The 14,917-nt window shown below is 63.6% G+C and carries 12 protein-coding genes; 6 read left to right on the plus strand and 6 right to left on the minus strand.

Annotated features, from left to right (window positions below; translation table 11 throughout):
* Nucleotides 1–98 precede the first annotated feature (98 nt).
* Both AC5RU7_RS18795 and AC5RU7_RS18800 read right to left on the minus strand, forming a co-directional pair.
* The gene (locus tag AC5RU7_RS18795) at nucleotides 99–1,457 is read right to left on the minus strand and encodes a flavin monoamine oxidase family protein (RefSeq protein WP_494053513.1); all 1,359 of its coding nucleotides are present in this window, start codon (nucleotides 1,455–1,457) and stop codon (nucleotides 99–101) included.
* Between the two features lie 90 nt (nucleotides 1,458–1,547).
* The gene (locus AC5RU7_RS18800) at nucleotides 1,548–2,438 is read right to left on the minus strand and encodes a LysR family transcriptional regulator (protein WP_494053514.1); all 891 of its coding nucleotides are present in this window, start codon (nucleotides 2,436–2,438) and stop codon (nucleotides 1,548–1,550) included.
* 120 nt (nucleotides 2,439–2,558) lie between these two features.
* Here AC5RU7_RS18800 and AC5RU7_RS18805 point away from each other — a divergent pair, with 120 nt between their 5' ends.
* The 3 genes from AC5RU7_RS18805 to AC5RU7_RS18815 all read left to right on the plus strand — a co-directional run bounded on the left by AC5RU7_RS18805 (nucleotide 2,559) and on the right by AC5RU7_RS18815 (nucleotide 7,855).
* On the plus strand, nucleotides 2,559–3,710 hold the full coding sequence (locus AC5RU7_RS18805) for an FAD-dependent oxidoreductase (RefSeq protein ID WP_494053515.1): 1,152 nt from the start codon (nucleotides 2,559–2,561) through the stop codon (nucleotides 3,708–3,710).
* On the plus strand, nucleotides 3,710–4,954 hold the full coding sequence (locus tag AC5RU7_RS18810; RefSeq protein WP_494053516.1) for an allantoate amidohydrolase: 1,245 nt from the start codon (nucleotides 3,710–3,712) through the stop codon (nucleotides 4,952–4,954). Before AC5RU7_RS18805 ends, AC5RU7_RS18810 begins: the two co-directional genes overlap by 1 nt.
* 183 nt (nucleotides 4,955–5,137) lie before the next feature.
* Complete coding sequence (locus tag AC5RU7_RS18815) at nucleotides 5,138–7,855, plus strand: aminotransferase class I/II-fold pyridoxal phosphate-dependent enzyme (RefSeq protein WP_494053517.1); 2,718 nt, start codon at nucleotides 5,138–5,140, stop codon at nucleotides 7,853–7,855.
* A gap of 81 nt (nucleotides 7,856–7,936) precedes the next feature.
* Here the strand turns inward: AC5RU7_RS18815 and AC5RU7_RS18820 are convergent, their stop codons facing one another.
* The 4 genes from AC5RU7_RS18820 to AC5RU7_RS18835 form a co-directional block, all read right to left on the minus strand.
* Nucleotides 7,937–8,803, minus strand: coding sequence for a substrate-binding periplasmic protein (locus AC5RU7_RS18820; RefSeq protein ID WP_494053518.1), 867 nt, complete (start codon nucleotides 8,801–8,803; stop codon nucleotides 7,937–7,939).
* Between the two features lie 85 nt (nucleotides 8,804–8,888).
* Nucleotides 8,889–9,521 (minus strand): amino acid ABC transporter permease, encoded by a 633-nt coding sequence (locus AC5RU7_RS18825; protein ID WP_494053519.1) that lies wholly within the window; start codon nucleotides 9,519–9,521, stop codon nucleotides 8,889–8,891.
* Nucleotides 9,522–9,550: 29 nt separating this feature from the next.
* Nucleotides 9,551–10,198, minus strand: a complete 648-nt coding sequence (locus AC5RU7_RS18830) for an amino acid ABC transporter permease (RefSeq protein WP_494053520.1) — start codon at nucleotides 10,196–10,198, stop codon at nucleotides 9,551–9,553.
* Nucleotides 10,199–10,205: 7 nt separating this feature from the next.
* Nucleotides 10,206–10,997: an amino acid ABC transporter ATP-binding protein gene (locus tag AC5RU7_RS18835; protein ID WP_494053521.1), complete on the minus strand. Its 792-nt coding sequence runs from the start codon at nucleotides 10,995–10,997 to the stop codon at nucleotides 10,206–10,208.
* A 536-nt stretch (nucleotides 10,998–11,533) separates the two neighbouring features.
* Here AC5RU7_RS18835 and AC5RU7_RS18840 point away from each other — a divergent pair.
* From AC5RU7_RS18840 to pruA, 3 genes are all read left to right on the plus strand, one after another.
* On the plus strand, nucleotides 11,534–12,445 hold the full coding sequence (locus tag AC5RU7_RS18840; protein WP_494053522.1) for a proline dehydrogenase family protein: 912 nt from the start codon (nucleotides 11,534–11,536) through the stop codon (nucleotides 12,443–12,445).
* A gap of 72 nt (nucleotides 12,446–12,517) precedes the next feature.
* A complete protein-coding gene (locus AC5RU7_RS18845) occupies nucleotides 12,518–13,192 on the plus strand; it encodes a GntR family transcriptional regulator (protein ID WP_494053523.1) in 675 nt (224 codons plus the stop codon).
* Nucleotides 13,193–13,245: 53 nt separating this feature from the next.
* Nucleotides 13,246–14,892, plus strand: coding sequence for an L-glutamate gamma-semialdehyde dehydrogenase (gene pruA, locus AC5RU7_RS18850; protein WP_494053524.1), 1,647 nt, complete (start codon nucleotides 13,246–13,248; stop codon nucleotides 14,890–14,892).
* Nucleotides 14,893–14,917: the final 25 nt, after the last annotated feature.

Raw genomic sequence — 14,917 nt, forward strand, 5'->3', positions numbered from 1 at the left:
GTTGTGATGCGAAATCCAGAAAAAGTTGCAGAAAGGCGGTAGGGCAGCGCCCTATCGAGACTGCCCTACAAGCGGGTGTTTGCTTCGGACTTCGCTGGCTACATCAAGGCCGGTTCCCCAGAAGCTCCCGCCACAACTCCTCCTGCAAGTTCTTTCCGCAGGAGCAGCGCCACTCTGCCGGCCTCTTGGTACGCGCCGTGGGAACCGGCTGTTTCGGCGGTGTAGTCTCCGGCGAAATGAAGGTTTCCGATGCTGCGCTGGAGTTCGGGCAACGCTTCATTGCGCTTGGGAGACAGCACGGAGAAGCAGTGCTGCCAGGTTCCAGCCACGGCTCCAACGATCCTGCCCCGAAGCTCAGGGGCGACACACAGGAAGTCCTCCACCCACTCCTGGATCTGTTGCTCGTCGTTTTCGATGCCTGGGATAAAGCCTGCGGAGTTCCCGTAGCAGGTGAACCTGGCAATGCCATCGTCGGGAACGGCGCCCGGCTGCGGATTGATGATGCAGTCGAACTTTCGTCCCACCGTGGAGACGAAGGACCATTTTCCAAATTCGGGGAGGCCCCTGATGTCCGCGGCGATGCTCACTGTGGTGCTGCCCGGAGTCTCAGCTGCCTGCAGGGCATCACGCTTCCAGCCGGGCAGGCCGCTGCATAGGGCAGGCACCTGCGGCGCCGGAACTGTCATCACCACGTGCCGGGCGAGCAGCACGCGCTCCCGGCCGTTGTCCTCGACCGTTACCTGCAGGAGCCCGCGCTCCTGAACCACGGAGCGGACACGCACCCCGGTTTGGACCGTCGTCGAGTGCCCTAACTTTCCTGCCAGTGCATACGGAAGAGCCTGCATCCCGTTTACGGGGTACAGCCGGTTGTTTTGTTCGTGGGCAATGTAGCTGGCAAGGTAACGCAGGGCGTACTTGGCCGACAGCTGGGCAGCATCGCCTACGGATCCGCCACGGACGGCGGCTTCGATGACACTCCGGGCCGGCTGGGGAAGACCTTCGAGCCTGGCAGCGACGGTTTCCTGTTCCAGGCCGGCGGCCTTGTCCGTGATGGCGCCGTTGGACACTGCCTCCCGGTATTCGCTGACGAGCCCGTCCATGAAAGCGACCAGCGCAGTCTTGGACTCCTCGGGCAGCGGCAACTGGCTGACAACGCCGAGGGTAGATGGCGCAACGGAAGTGACACCGTCTATATGCACGCCATACGTTTCCGGATGAAATGGTGTGGTTTCCAGTCCAAGTTCCCGGGCAAGGGCTTCGGCGCGGGTCCCTTGGTAGATAAACATTGCACCAGTGTTGACGGCTGCACCAGCAAGCTGAACGCTTCGCGTCCGGCCGCCGATCTCCTCTTCGGCCTCCAACACCTGGACGTGCAGGTTGAGATCGCGGAGGTCGTATGCGACGACCAGGCCGGCGGGGCCGGCACCAACCACAACGATGTCTAATATTTCGCTCATGCCTGGCGCAACTTTCTGCTTGAGTTTGCGGCGCGCGGCACACTGGTACCGCGGAAGGAAGTCCGCTCAGGCTACGACTGAGATGTGTGATCACACAATAGGTTCGAGAGATATTTCTCCCCTGAGACAGCGCACAAATTCACCAGCTGCCGGCGACAGAGATAGGGGCCGTGCCACGTGGAGTTCCGTCTGGGGCCGGCCGGCCAGCGGTCGCGTGGTCACACCGGGCATCTGGAACCGCTCCACGGATGCAGGCAGCACGGACATGCCCAGCCCCGCGGCCACCAGGCCAAGGACCGTTTCCTGGTGGATGGCCTGCTGCACGACGGCGGGAGGCACCGCGAGCGGCTCGAATACCCGCAGCACCCGGGACACGAAGCCTGGCATCAGGCGGTACGGGAAAAGGATCATGGGCTCGCCCTCAAGGTCCTCCGGCCGGACCTCCTCCTGCCCGGCAAGGGGGTGCGTTTCCGGAAGGACTACCACCAGGTCCTCGGTGCTGAGCAGTTCGAGGTGAAGGCCGGGCACGTCCCCCGGGTCCCGGACCAGACCCACGTCGAGCTCGCCGTCGAGCAGTTGTTCAATCTGTTCGCCGCTGGTGAGCGGGTTCAGCACCAGGTCCACCCGCGGCCGGTGCTGGCGGAAGGCGCGGATCGCCTCCGGGACCGTGGTGTAGCTCGCGGAGCTGACGAAGCCCACCTTGATCCTGCCACTCTTGCCCGCCGCGACGTCGGCAACATCACCGGCGGCGCTGTCCAGATCGGTGACCGCGGCGGAGACGCGATCCCGGAACGCCTGGCCGGCTGGCGTCAGGGTGACGCGGCGGGTGGTGCGCTCGAACAACTGGACGCCAAGCTCACGTTCCAGGCCCTTGATGGCGACGGTCAGGGGCGGCTGGGTGATGTGCAGGACTTCGGCCGCCCTGCCGAAGTGCAGCTCGTCCGCGACGACGAGGAAATACCGCAGCTGCCGGAGCTCCATGGGAATTCTTTCGATTGACGCCAATAATTGCTAGTCAAATGATATTGGACCTAGGGCATTTGTGCGTGCGTAACTGGATACAACAAAGTCCCTCACCACCAGAAAGCACAAGGAGCGATCATGGATTCGATCGAGTACGCCGTCGTTGGGGCAGGGCTGTCCGGAGCCGCGACCGCCTGGCACCTCGCCGCGCGCGGCCACGGGGTTGCCCTGCTGGAACGCACCACTCCCGCCAACGACGCCGGAAGTTCCCACGGCTCGGCCCGGATCTTCCGCTATGCCTACCCCGAGGAGTTTTACACCGGCCTGGTCCAGGAGGCCAAGGCTGGCTGGGACGAGCTGGCGCGCCTCAGCGGCAAGCAGCTCATCACCCCTACGGGGGCCGTGGACTACGGTGCGATCCGGCAGCCGGAGCGCCTTGCTGCTGTGTTGGCCGCCCGCGGTATCGAGCACGAACTCCTCACCCCCGCGGAAGCGAGCCGCCGCTGGCCGCAGATCGCCTTCGACACGCCCGTGCTGTGGCACCCGGACGCCGGCGTGATCGACGCCCACGAATCCGTCGCCGCCATGGTCGACCAGGCAGTGGTTAAGGGCGCGGCACTGCACACCAGCTGGGCTGTTGCCTCCATCACCGGCTCAGCCGGCGCCTATGTCCTGACCTCGGAGGACGGACGGACCCTGCGCGCCGCGAACGTCATCGTCGCCGCCGGCGGCTGGCTGCCCCAGCTGCTCGGATCGCTCGCGCTGCCGTCATCCTTCCTTGCCGGCATGCCGCCCATCCAAGTGCGCCAGGAACAGGCCTACCACTTTCCCTACGCCGACGGCACAGACCGCTCAACGTGGCCCACCTTCATCCACAAGCGCGAGGGCTGGCAAGCTTACGGCCTTCCCGGCGGCCGCGACGCCGGCTTCCGCGGACAAAAGGTCGCCGAATACAACGGCGGAAAAATCCTGCCCTCCGCCGCCGAACAGGACGGCCGGATCAGCCCGGACAACCGCCAGCGGGTCATCGACTACGTCGCACAATACCTCCCCGGCCTGGTGCCCGAACCCTACGCCGAAACCACCTGCCTGTTCACCAACACACCCACCGAGGACTTCATCCTGGACCGGGCCGAGGGCATCACCATCCTCTCCCCCTGCTCCGGCCACGGCGCCAAATTCGCCCCGCTGATCGGGCAACTTGCGGCAGACCTCGCCACAGGGGCAGGACCCGTCCCGGACCAGTTCCGGCTCGCGGCCCAGGCCCACGGCGCAGCGGCGGCCCACTGATGACCAGTACTAACACCACCCGTCTGGCCCCCGCTGCCACGGTTACGGGGCTGATGTCTGAAATCGCAAAGGTGGGGGCTGACTCGCTCCGCGGCGGGTACACCCGCCCGGTGTACTCCACCGCCGAACTGGACCTGCGCAGCTGGTTCATCGAGCAGGCCCGGAAGCGGGGCCTGTCCGTGGAAACGGACCGCAACGGCGCCATCTGGGCCTGGTGGGACGTGCCTGGCGGGGACCGCAGCAACAGCCTGGTCACCGGCAGCCACCTTGACTCCGTCCCCGGCGGCGGGCCCTTCGACGGTCCGCTCGGCGTCGCCTCCGCCCTGGTCGCCGTGGACATCCTCAAAGCCCGGATCGCAACCCCGCCGCGCCCGCTCGCCGTCGTGGTGTTCCCCGAAGAGGAAGGCTCCCGCTTCGGCGTTGCCTGCCTCGGCTCCCGGCTCATGACCGGCGCCATCGACCCGGACAAAGCCCGGAACCTGCGGGACCCCGACGGCTCAACCTTCGCCGACGTTGCACGCGCCAACGGACTTGACCCCCGCCACGTCGGCAAAGACGAACAACTCTTGGGCCAGATCGGCGCCTTCGTGGAACTGCACGTCGAACAGGGCCGCGGACTGATCGACCTGGACCAGCCCGTAGCCATCGCCTCGTCCATCCTGGGGCACGGACGCTGGCGCCTAAGCGTCCACGGCCAGGGCAACCACGCCGGCACCACCCTCATGGCCGACCGGCACGACCCTATGGTCTCAGCCTCCCGCATGGTCGTAGCCGTCCGCGACATCGCCCGGAAACAGCCCCACGCCCGGGCCACAGTCGGCAGGCTGCAGCCCGTCCCCGGCGGAACCAACGTCATCGCCTCCCGCGTGGACTTCTGGCTGGACGTCCGCCATCCCAACGACGCCGTCACCGCAGCCCTCGTGGAAAGCATCCACCTCCAAGCCCAGGTCATCGCCGCCGAGGAAGGTTGCCGCGTCGAGCTCCGCGAAGAATCGCTGAGCCCCACCGTCCACTTCGACCCCGCGCTGCAAAAGAAACTCCAGCTCGTCCTGCCGGACGCCCCCGTCCTGGACACTGGGGCAGGGCACGACGCCGGCGTCCTGGCACCCTACGTGCCCACCGCGATGGTCTTCGTCCGCAACCCCAGCGGCGTATCCCACTCCCCCGAAGAACACGTAGAAGACGAAGATGCCGAAACCGGGGCCCAAACCTTGGCGGACGCCCTCCACGGGCTCATGGCCTAACGACATATAGCCTGCACCCGCGCCGGTTTGACGGCGCGGGTGCTTTCCTGTGGCCGCAAGGCTACCCAACAACTTCCCTGCCAGACAGAAAAATCACGGACTCCGGGCGCCGCATTGTCGACGGAGACACCGCTGTCAAAGACGACATCGGCACAGGAGTTCTTCGAAGAAAAGGACAAACACGTGAATCCGGCCGCATCAGACCTTTACGCCGTGGATGGCGCCAGTGACGCTGCCACCTCCAATGTGTGGCGAACGCGCGAGGACCTCTGGGAGTACCTCACCCATACTGCGGAGAAAATTGGCGGTGACCTTTCTGCAGAGACGAACCTGCGGCTTACCGGGGACATCATCGAGGTCCTTGACCGCTTGGCACTTGTGGAGGGGCACTGGGCCCATCCCGGGCTCGCCGCCGTCGACGAACTTAGGGCCTTCGCAATTGCTGGTGACGTCGCAGGCCTGGGCGAGGCAGTGGAACGGATCAAGCACCGCCGTCGCCTGCCCGCACCGGCGGCGGGAGCAGCGCTTTCCGAAGGGGAAGCCGGATCGAACGGCAGACCCCGGTTCGAAGTCCTGCTGGTGGACGACTGCACGGCGGCTGACGGAGCAGCATTCGTCCACGAAATGTTGCGGCAGCGCCGCCCTCAGGATCCTTTCGTCTACGAGATCAACATCGTCCCCAGCTACGAGGACGCCGTGGCCGCCCTCTTGCTCAACACGGACATCCAGGCTTGTGTCATCCGGCCGGGTTTCAAAACCCGCTCGCGCCGTCCCCTGGAGCAGGATATCCGTGATTTCCTTGCTGCCAGCGCCACACGGGACCTCCAAAATGGGCGGGTGCTCGACCCTGCCAGGCCTATTCAGCGGATTCTTCGGCTTGCCGAGAAGGCAGCCGAGTTGCGCCCGAGCCTGGACTTGTACTTGGTGGCAGGGGTGTCAATCGAAAAGCTGGGCGGCTCCCTCACCAGTCGTTTCAGCAGAATTTTTCTCCGGGCAGACAGCCTGGAACTTCACCTGTCCATCCTCCGCGGCGTCGGTGAACGCTATGAGTCCCCCTTCTTCACAGCGATCCAGAACCACAGCCGCCGGCCGGGCGGGGTGTTTCACGCGTTACCGGTGTCCCGGGGCGGTTCCGTCTCCAACTCCAAGTGGATCAAGGACATGGAGGAGTTTTACGGACTGAATCTGCTGCTCGCTGAAACCTCTGCCACCTCCGGGGGGCTGGACTCGCTCCTGGATCCGCACGGCTCCATCCGGGAGGCCCAGCGCCTGGCGGCTCGGGCGTTTGGTGCACGGCAAACGTTCTTCGTCACCAACGGCACGTCCACCGCCAACAAGATCGTCCATCAGGCCATGCTGGCTCCCGGCGATGTGGTCCTGGTTGACCGGAACTGCCACAAGTCCCATCACTATGCGCTGCTGTTGGCGGGTGCCAAAGTGGCCTACCTTGAGGCGTACCCGATGAATGAGTTCTCCCTGTACGGGGGCGTCCCGCTGTCATCCATCAAGAAGATGCTGCTGGACTACCGCGCGGCCGGGCGCCTTCATGAGGTCAAGATGTTGGCGTTGACCAACTGCACCTTCGACGGAATCGTCTACGACGTTGAGCGCGTGATGGAAGAATGCCTGGCCATAAAGCCCGACCTTATCTTCCTGTGGGATGAGGCCTGGTTTGCCTTTGCCGGATTCCACCCGATCTACCGGCGCCGCACGGCCATGGCGGCTACCCAGGCGCTGGAAGAGCGCTTCCGCAGTTCGGCGGCCCAGGAGAAGTTCGCGGCGCAGGCCGTGGAGCTCTTCGAAGCCGAATCCGGTAAGCCGAAGGATGATGCCGTCTGGCTCAGCACCCGGTTGGTCCCTGACCCTCAAAAGGCCCGGCTTCGGGTCTACGCCACACAGTCCACCCACAAGACCCTTACCTCGCTGCGCCAAGGTTCGATGATTCACGTCTACGACCAGGACTTTGCAGGGCTCAGCGAGGAGGCGTTCCGGGAAGCGTACATGACGCACACCTCCACCTCCCCCAACTACCAAATCCTTGCGTCGCTGGATGTCGGGCGGCGGCAGGCCGAGCTGGAAGGGTGCGAACTGGTACAGAAGCAGGCGGATCTGGCTACCAGCGTGGCCAGTGCGATCGACCAGCATCCCCTGCTACGGAAATACTTCCGCATCCTCAACACCTCAGACCTGATTCCACAGGAGTTTCGTTCCACCATGTCGCCGATGCCGCTTATGGACGGGCTGGCGGCAATGGACGAGGCTTGGCACAACGACGAGTTCGTTGTGGACCCCAGCCGGCTGACAATGTACATCGGCGCCACCGGAGTAGATGGCGACACCTTCAGGCACCACTACCTGATGGATGGCCACGGGATCCAGGTCAATAAAACCTCTCGAAACAGCGTCCTGTTCATGACGAATATCGGCACCTCGAGAAGTTCCGTCGCGTACCTGATCGAGGTGCTGGTCAAGCTGGCCGAGGCCTTCGAATCTGCGGCGGAGACCCGGAGCCCGCGGGCCAAAATGGCACACAGCCTGATGGTCTCCCGGCTCACCAAGGGCGCACCACCGTTGCCGGACTTCAGCAGCTTCGCCACCCGATTCCGGACCGACGACGTCCTGCCGGACGGCTGTATCAGGACGGCCTACTTCGAGACCTACAGGCCTGACGCCTGCGAATACCTCACGGACCACGGCGTACGGCAACGGATTAAATCAGGACAGGAGGTGGTCTCGGCAGCATTCGTTACGCCATACCCGCCCGGATTTCCGGTCCTCGTTCCCGGGCAGCTTATCTCGGCCAACGTTCTGGACTTCATGGCCGCGCTGGATACCCGGGAGATTCACGGCTACGACAAGGACCACGGCTACCGAGTGCTGCGGACCGGGAAAACCGGCTAACAGGCAGGAAAACATGAAGGGGCGGCTGGATCAAAAACTCCAGCCGCCCCTTCATTTTGTTTTATTCTGTCCGGCCGCGGGTCAAAGCGCGCTCGGTGCGCCCGGCTCGCCGACGGCGGGATCCAGCCCGTACTTTTCGAGGATCTTCTTGATGGTCCCGTCTTCCCGGAGCTTCTCGATGTCCTCATCCAAGGCCTTGCCAAGGGCCTCATTGTCGAGGCTGGACGGCAGCATGACCTGGCCGACCGCGGCGAACTCGGGAACGTTCGGGTTCGGAGTCACGTCAATTACTTGGGCGCCTTCAATGGGGGCGTCCTCGAACCGGCCCTTGGCGGACGCGGCTGAGGCAACAATGGCGTCGATGCGGCCTGCCTTAAGGTCACCGTAGATGGACTCGTCGTCCTGGTAGATCTTGAAGTTGTCGCCCAGCCACTGCTGCAGGCTGTTGTTGTAAAGGTTGCCGGCCACCGAACCGACCACTTTGCCTTCCAGGTCGTCGCTCTTGATGCCCTTAGTGGAGATGATTGCCTGGGGATCGTTCCACAGCGGCGTGCTCATGTAGACGATCTTTGCCCGTTCCTTGGTGCGCAGCCAGCTGCCCGATCCGATGTCGACGCGCTTGGACTGCACGTTCGGGATGACCGCCCCGGCGCCGCCGGAGGTGCTGACCGTGAGCTTGAGGCATTCCATCTTGGCGATCTCATTGATCAGGTCGCCCTCCAGGCCGGTAAGATTATCGCCCTCCACTTTCGTGGCGGGGTAGTAGTCGTAGCTGGCCACTGTGAGCTCACCTTCGGTGACGGTCTGGAGGCCCTCATGTGCCGGGGTACAGTCGGCAGCGGTGCCGGCGGTGTCGCTGCCGCCGCAGGCGGTGAGGGAGATGGCGAGCAGCCCGGCGGCGGTGCCGGCTGAAAGCGTGCGCATCAGGATGCGGGAATTCCTGGTCATGGTTGTTCCTTTGCTGTGGTGGTAGGGCTGACCGCCCCAGAGTTAGTGGGACGGGCTGCCCCGGTGGGTGGGGTGGAGCGTAGGTTCAGTTGCGTTGCAGGTGGCGGCCGAGGCGCTGTTCAAGCACACGGACGGCGCCGAGGAAAATGAGGGTGAGGGTTCCGTAGATGACTGCGGTGAGGGTGTAAACACTGAGGTATTCGAAGGTGATGGATCCGATTTCGAAGGCTTTGGACATCAGTTCGGGTACGGCGATCACGAATGCGAGTGCGCTGCCCTGGAAGACGAGGACGGCGAGGCCTGCCAGGGGCGGGGTGGAGATCCGAAGGGCTTGGGGCAGGATGATGAGCCGGAACCCTGCCCAGCCGCGAAGCCCGGAGGTCAGGGCTGCTTCTTTCTGGCCCAGTGGTACGGCGGCGATCCCGGCGCGGAAGTATTCGGAGGCGTAGGCTCCGGTGTTCCAGGACAGGGCGATGATCGCTGTGGTCATCGATGTCAGGGTGATCCCGGCGTCGGGGAGGCTGAAATACAGCAGGTAGAGCAGCACCAGTGCCGGCAGGCCGCGGCCGATCTCAACGAAGAAGAACGAGATCCATTGCAGGGGGACGAGTTTCGAGGCTGCCATCACGGCGAACAGCAGGCCGAGCGGAAAGCCGAAGAACAGTGCCAGTCCTGTGAGCTGGAGGCTGATCATCAGGCCCGGGACCAGGTTTGGCATCCATCCGAGCCATTGGGTGAACATATCCATCACGCCACTCCGATCTTTTTGCGCAGCGTCAGGTCTACCCGTCTGGCGACGACGGCGACGATGAGGCTGATCACGATGTACAGGGCACCAGCAACCACGAACGAGAGCAGGCCCTCGTGCGTTTGCTTCGCAGCCTGCTGGGCGTAATAGGTGATCTCACGAACGCCGATGGTGGAGGCCAGGGCGGAGTCCTTCAGCAGGCCGATGCCGTACGTGGCGATAGCAGGAAGTGCAACGCGGAAGGCCTGCGGGGTGATGATGTGCCCGACGGTGGTGACCGTGCTCAGACCGAGTGCGTGGGCGGCTTCGCGCTGGCCCTCGGGGATGCTGAGGAGCCCGGAGCGGTAGATTTCGGCCATGAATGCCGAGGCGATGATGGAGAACCCGATGATCGCAGCCTGGATCGTGGTCAGCCGCAGCGCGAACTGGGGCAAGCCGAAATAGATCAGGAACAGCCACGTGATGGGCGGGATGACCCGAATCACGTTGATGTACAAGGTGGCGGCGGTCCGGACGATCGCGAAGGGCGAGCGGGCAGCCCCGACGAGCACCAGGCCGATGATGCCTCCGAAGAGGAGAGAGGCGCCAGTGACGTAGAGCGTGAGGCCGACGCCGCGGGCTATAGCGGGCAGGAGTTCTGCAATCATCGGATGCTCACCTGTCCAGGACTGCTTTGAGGAACTGGCGGGTGCGTTCGTTCTGGGGGTCCGACATGACCTGTTCGCTCGGGCCGATTTCCAGGACTCCGCCGTTGCCCATCACCATGATGCGGTCCGAGACATCCCGTGCGAAGTGCATTTCGTGGGTGACCACGAGCATGGTCATGCCCTCGTCGGCGAGATCGCGCATGACCGCGAGGACCTCCAGGCCAATCTCGGGATCCAAGGCAGACGTTGGTTCGTCGAAGAGCATGACTTTCGGTGAAAGAGCCAGCGCACGGGCGATGGCGATGCGCTGCTGCTGCCCTCCAGAGAGGCGGGCGGGATAGGCCTTGGCCTTGTCAGGCAGCCCGACCCGCTTCAACAACTTTTCCGCGACCTCCTGCGCCTGCTCCTTGCTCGCACCCAATACTTTGCGCTGCGGCAACGTGATGTTCTCCATCACGGTCAGGTGCGGGAACAGGTTGAAGCTCTGGAAAACCATCCCGGTGACGCGCCGCAGGTGGTCAAGGCTCGCCTTGTCCGGCAGCTTGCCGCCAGCTACAACGCGGGCCCCGCCGATTTCGATGGTGCCCTCTGTGGGGGTCTCGAGGTAGTTGAGGCATCGCAGGAACGTGCTCTTGCCCGCCCCCGACGGCCCGATGATCGAGACGACCTCGCCTTCGTTCATCGCCAGATTCACGTCCGACAACACACGGCTCGCGCCGTAACTCTTACCAAGCCCAGATACTGCGACCTCACCCGAAAGGGCGGTCGCGGGAGCTTTCGTGCCAAAACTTAGGCCCATTTTCGTTTTCCTTCAGGTAGCGGACTCATATAACCCTGAAATGGGTCCGCGCAAGGTTGGATGATCTGCAAGGGCCGGGCGGAAGCCCGGCGTCTGTACAAGCTGAGGGATGTCCCCTCAGAACATTGCATCGGCCCTTGGAGGAGCCGGAGCGTATGTGGTTGACGTCACATGCAAACTGTAATCTGTGATCACATATCAGGTCAATGGGTTTGTGTAACACGGCCGTATATTCATTCCAACCGTGCGGAGTGGCCGAATGGCTAGTCCGTCTCAGGCCCGGTGCAGTAGAAGCAGCCGTCGGCACACACGTCACCCTCGTCGGACGGGGCGACAGTCGCGGGCATTGTATTCATGGGGCAGTCCTTTCGAATGGGAGAGAAAATTCTCGCTCGCATCTTGTGTGATTTGTGATCACAACATAGTGTGGTCTACACAACACTCGCAAGGGGGTTGGGCAAAAAAGATCGCCGGACCTAATCCAGGGGACGGCCGGGAACCGCGGTTAGTCCGCGGCGACTTTTAGGAAGTACACAATGCCGAACAGACTGCTCCTGCATGTCGCAGAGAACAAGAAGCTTGAAGCCATTGCCACGCGCAACCGGCTGACCCGCCCCATCGTGGACCGGTATGTAGCAGGCCGCGGGCTCGATGAGGCCTGGACCGCCACAAAGGCTCTCAACGGGGCCGGTATCGATGTGAGCCTTGACCTGCTGGGCGAATCCGTCCACCAGCTGGCCCAGTCGAAGGCCGCCACCCAGGAGTACCAGGGGGCGATCGAAAAGATTCAGGAGCATGCTCCCGGCTCCACCGTGTCGGTCAAGCTCTCCCAGCTCGGGATCATGATCGACCCCCAGGAGTGCGCCAACAACCTGAAAACCCTTCTCGATGCCGCCGATAAGCACGGGGCAACGGTGGAGGTGGACATGGAACACAGCTCCGTGGGCAGGGAGACCCTGGCCATCTTCAAGAGCATTCTGCCGGACCACCCCAAGACCCGCGTCGCTATCCAGGCGAACATGCGGCAGACCCCCGAAGACCTGTTGTCCTTTACGGACATCAAGCCCCGCATCCGGCTGGTCAAGGGCGCCTTCGACGAATCCTCCTCGGCGGCCCTCTGCGATGCCAGTGAGGTGACTGAACAGTACAAGTACCTGTCGCGCTGGGCGCTGCAGCACCTTCCGGACCCGGCGTTTGGAACCCACGATGACACCTGCATTGATGTCATCAAGGAAACGGCGGCGCAGCTTGGACTGGGAAAACGGGATTTTGAGTTCCAGATGCTCTACGGCGTCCGCAGGAAACTGCAGGATGAACTGGTGCGCGACGGTTACCGCGTCCGTGTTTACCTCCCCTACGGAACGCAGTGGTATCCCTACCTCATGCGGCGCATGGCGGAGAAGCCGGCAAACCTCCTGCTCTTCCTCCGCTCCCTCGTTGGCGGATGAGTCAGCTTCCGGGCTAGCCTGTAATGTGATCAAATATCACTAACCCATTGCAGTTCCCGAAAGGCAGACAGCATGAGCCAACAGGTCGCCAATCCCGTGACGCCAACTCTCGTGGCCGACCAGGTCTACGAGGTTCTGGAAAAAGCGATCCTGACCGGCTCGCTGCAATCGGGGTCACCGCTGCGGGTCCGGGGACTGGCCGCCATGGTGGGCACGAGCGTCATGCCGGTCCGGGAGGCAATCCGCCGGCTGGAAGAAGCCGGCCTGGCAACCCGCATCCCCCACAAGGGTGCAATGGTCCGGACCTTCACGGTTACGGAACTGATCCACATCTACGACGTCAGGACGATTCTTGAGGTTCAGGCCGCCACCCAGGGAGCCCCCAAAGTCACCGCACGGGACCTCCAGAACATGGCGACCGCCTGTAGCAGAATGCAGGAGGCGGTCGCGGACGGACGAATTGTCGACGCCCTTGATTTGGACGAGGAAGTAATTGGAACCCTCTACCGGGCCTCAGGGAACCCGGTCCTGATCAGCACCATCGAACAGCTATGGCTCCAGTGCCGGCCCTATAAGGTCATTGGCGCAACGGAGGCAGTGGCGAAGAACGACAACACTCTCTGGACCCCGCAGCCCGCACTGGTCCAGGCCCTTACAGACGGCGACACCGCCGCCGCAACCACCATCACCGCAGACTCACTGGCCAGCGCCCTGCGCAGGCTGGAACTTCGGCTGGAAACCCAATAACCAACCCCGCGGGCCTCGGGCCCCGGCAACAAGCAACAGGAGACAACAGGACAATGTCACCCCAGACCGTCAGCGTCACTGGCAACTTCAGGGTCCCCACGCCCTTCAACGAACCGTCCCGCGAGTTCCGCCCCGGCTCCCCGGAAGCAGCCTCCGTCAAGAAAAAGATCGCCGAAGTCACCGCCACGGTGCGCGACCTTCCGCACGTCATCAACGGCGTACGGTCAATGACCGGCGAACTGCGCGACGTCACCGCCCCGCACCGCCACGCCCAGGTGCTGGCCCGCATCCCCACCGCCGATGAAGCAGTGGTGCAGTCGGCGATCGAGGCCGCCCTGGCCGCCCAGCACGACTGGTCCCGGACACCTTGGTGGGAACGGGCCGCCATCTTCCTGCGCGCCGGAGAGCTCGCCGCTGGAAAGTACCGTGACGAACTGGTAGCCACCACCATCCTTGGCCAGTCCAAGACCTTCCACCAGGCCGAGATCGACGCCGCCAGCGAGGTAGCCGATTTCTTCCGCTACAACGCCCACCTGGCCCAGCAGATCTTCGCCGACCAGCCCGCCTCCCTGCAGGGTGAAGGCAACTCGCTGGACCAGCGCGGCCTCGAAGGCTTCGTCCTGGCCATCACACCCTTCAACTTCACCGCCATCGGCAGCAACCTGCCCACCACCCCGGCCCTGATGGGCAACACAGTGGTGTGGAAGTGCTCCGAAAAGTCGGCACTGAGCAACGACGTTCTGATGCGGATGTTCGAGGAAGCCGGGCTTCCACCAGGCGTTATCAACCTGGTGCACGGCTCGGGCCGCGCCATTTCCGACCAGGCTATGAGCCACCCGGACTTTGCTGGCCTGAACTTCACCGGCTCCACCGAGGTCTTCCGCAGCCTCTGGAAGAAGGCCGGGGATAACATCGAAAACTACCGCTCCTTCCCCCGCCTGGTCGGTGAAACCGGCGGCAAGAACGCGGTGGTGGCACACCCGTCAGCAGACCCGGATGCCCTCCGGGCGGCCCTGATCCGCAGTTCCTTCGAGTACTCGGGCCAGAAGTGCTCCGCTTCCTCACGCGCTTACATCCCCCGCAGCATCTGGACACAGATCAAGGACGAACTGGTCGAAACCACCAAGTCGCTCCGCTTGGGCGATCCTGCCGAGCACGAGACCTTCACCAGCGCCGTTATCGACGAAACCTCGTTCCGCAAGCTCGACGAGGCGATCGGGAAGGCCAAGGCCCTCCCGAGCCATACCCTCCTGGCTGGCGGTAACGTCCACGGTGAAGAGGGCTGGTTCGTCGAGCCCACGATCTTCGAGACGACCGATCCCCACGCCTTCACTATGAGCGAGGAATTCTTCGGTCCCATCCTGACGGTCTACGTATACGAGGACGCCGATTGGGATTCCGTGCTGGATCTGGTGGACAAGACCAGCTACTACGCGCTCACCCAGTCGATCTTCGCCAACGACCGACGCGCGGTCTCGCACGCATTGGATAAGCTGCGCAACTCCTCGGGGATGACATACATCAACGACAAGCCCACCGGCGCCCTCATGGGCCAGGTCTCATTCGGCGGCGGCCGGGCCTCCGGCACCAACGACAAGACCGGTTCCCGCCTGGCCCTGCAGCGCTGGCTCAGCGGCCGGTTCATCCACGAGAACTTCTCGCCCTCCAGCGAATGGCGCCAGCCGTACCTCGCCCAGTAAAACCTACCCATTAACAAGGCCCGGC

The sequence above is a fragment of the Arthrobacter sp. K410C genome (assembly GCF_059090105.1).

What these genes read in the sequence shown, in the direction of transcription:
- AC5RU7_RS18795 (WP_494053513.1), bottom strand. Translation starts at nt 1,457, where the DNA reads ATGAGCGAAATATTAGACATCGTTGTGGTTGGTGCCGGCCCCGCCGGC.
- AC5RU7_RS18800 (WP_494053514.1), bottom strand. Translation starts at nt 2,438, where the DNA reads ATGGAGCTCCGGCAGCTGCGGTATTTCCTCGTCGTCGCGGACGAGCTG.
- AC5RU7_RS18805 (WP_494053515.1), top strand. Translation starts at nt 2,559, where the DNA reads ATGGATTCGATCGAGTACGCCGTCGTTGGGGCAGGGCTGTCCGGAGCC.
- AC5RU7_RS18810 (WP_494053516.1), top strand. Translation starts at nt 3,710, where the DNA reads ATGACCAGTACTAACACCACCCGTCTGGCCCCCGCTGCCACGGTTACG.
- AC5RU7_RS18820 (WP_494053518.1), bottom strand. Translation starts at nt 8,803, where the DNA reads ATGACCAGGAATTCCCGCATCCTGATGCGCACGCTTTCAGCCGGCACC.
- AC5RU7_RS18825 (WP_494053519.1), bottom strand. Translation starts at nt 9,521, where the DNA reads ATGCCAAACCTGGTCCCGGGCCTGATGATCAGCCTCCAGCTCACAGGA.
- AC5RU7_RS18830 (WP_494053520.1), bottom strand. Translation starts at nt 10,198, where the DNA reads ATGATTGCAGAACTCCTGCCCGCTATAGCCCGCGGCGTCGGCCTCACG.
- AC5RU7_RS18835 (WP_494053521.1), bottom strand. Translation starts at nt 10,997, where the DNA reads ATGGGCCTAAGTTTTGGCACGAAAGCTCCCGCGACCGCCCTTTCGGGT.
- AC5RU7_RS18840 (WP_494053522.1), top strand. Translation starts at nt 11,534, where the DNA reads ATGCCGAACAGACTGCTCCTGCATGTCGCAGAGAACAAGAAGCTTGAA.
- AC5RU7_RS18845 (WP_494053523.1), top strand. Translation starts at nt 12,518, where the DNA reads ATGAGCCAACAGGTCGCCAATCCCGTGACGCCAACTCTCGTGGCCGAC.
- pruA (WP_494053524.1), top strand. Translation starts at nt 13,246, where the DNA reads ATGTCACCCCAGACCGTCAGCGTCACTGGCAACTTCAGGGTCCCCACG.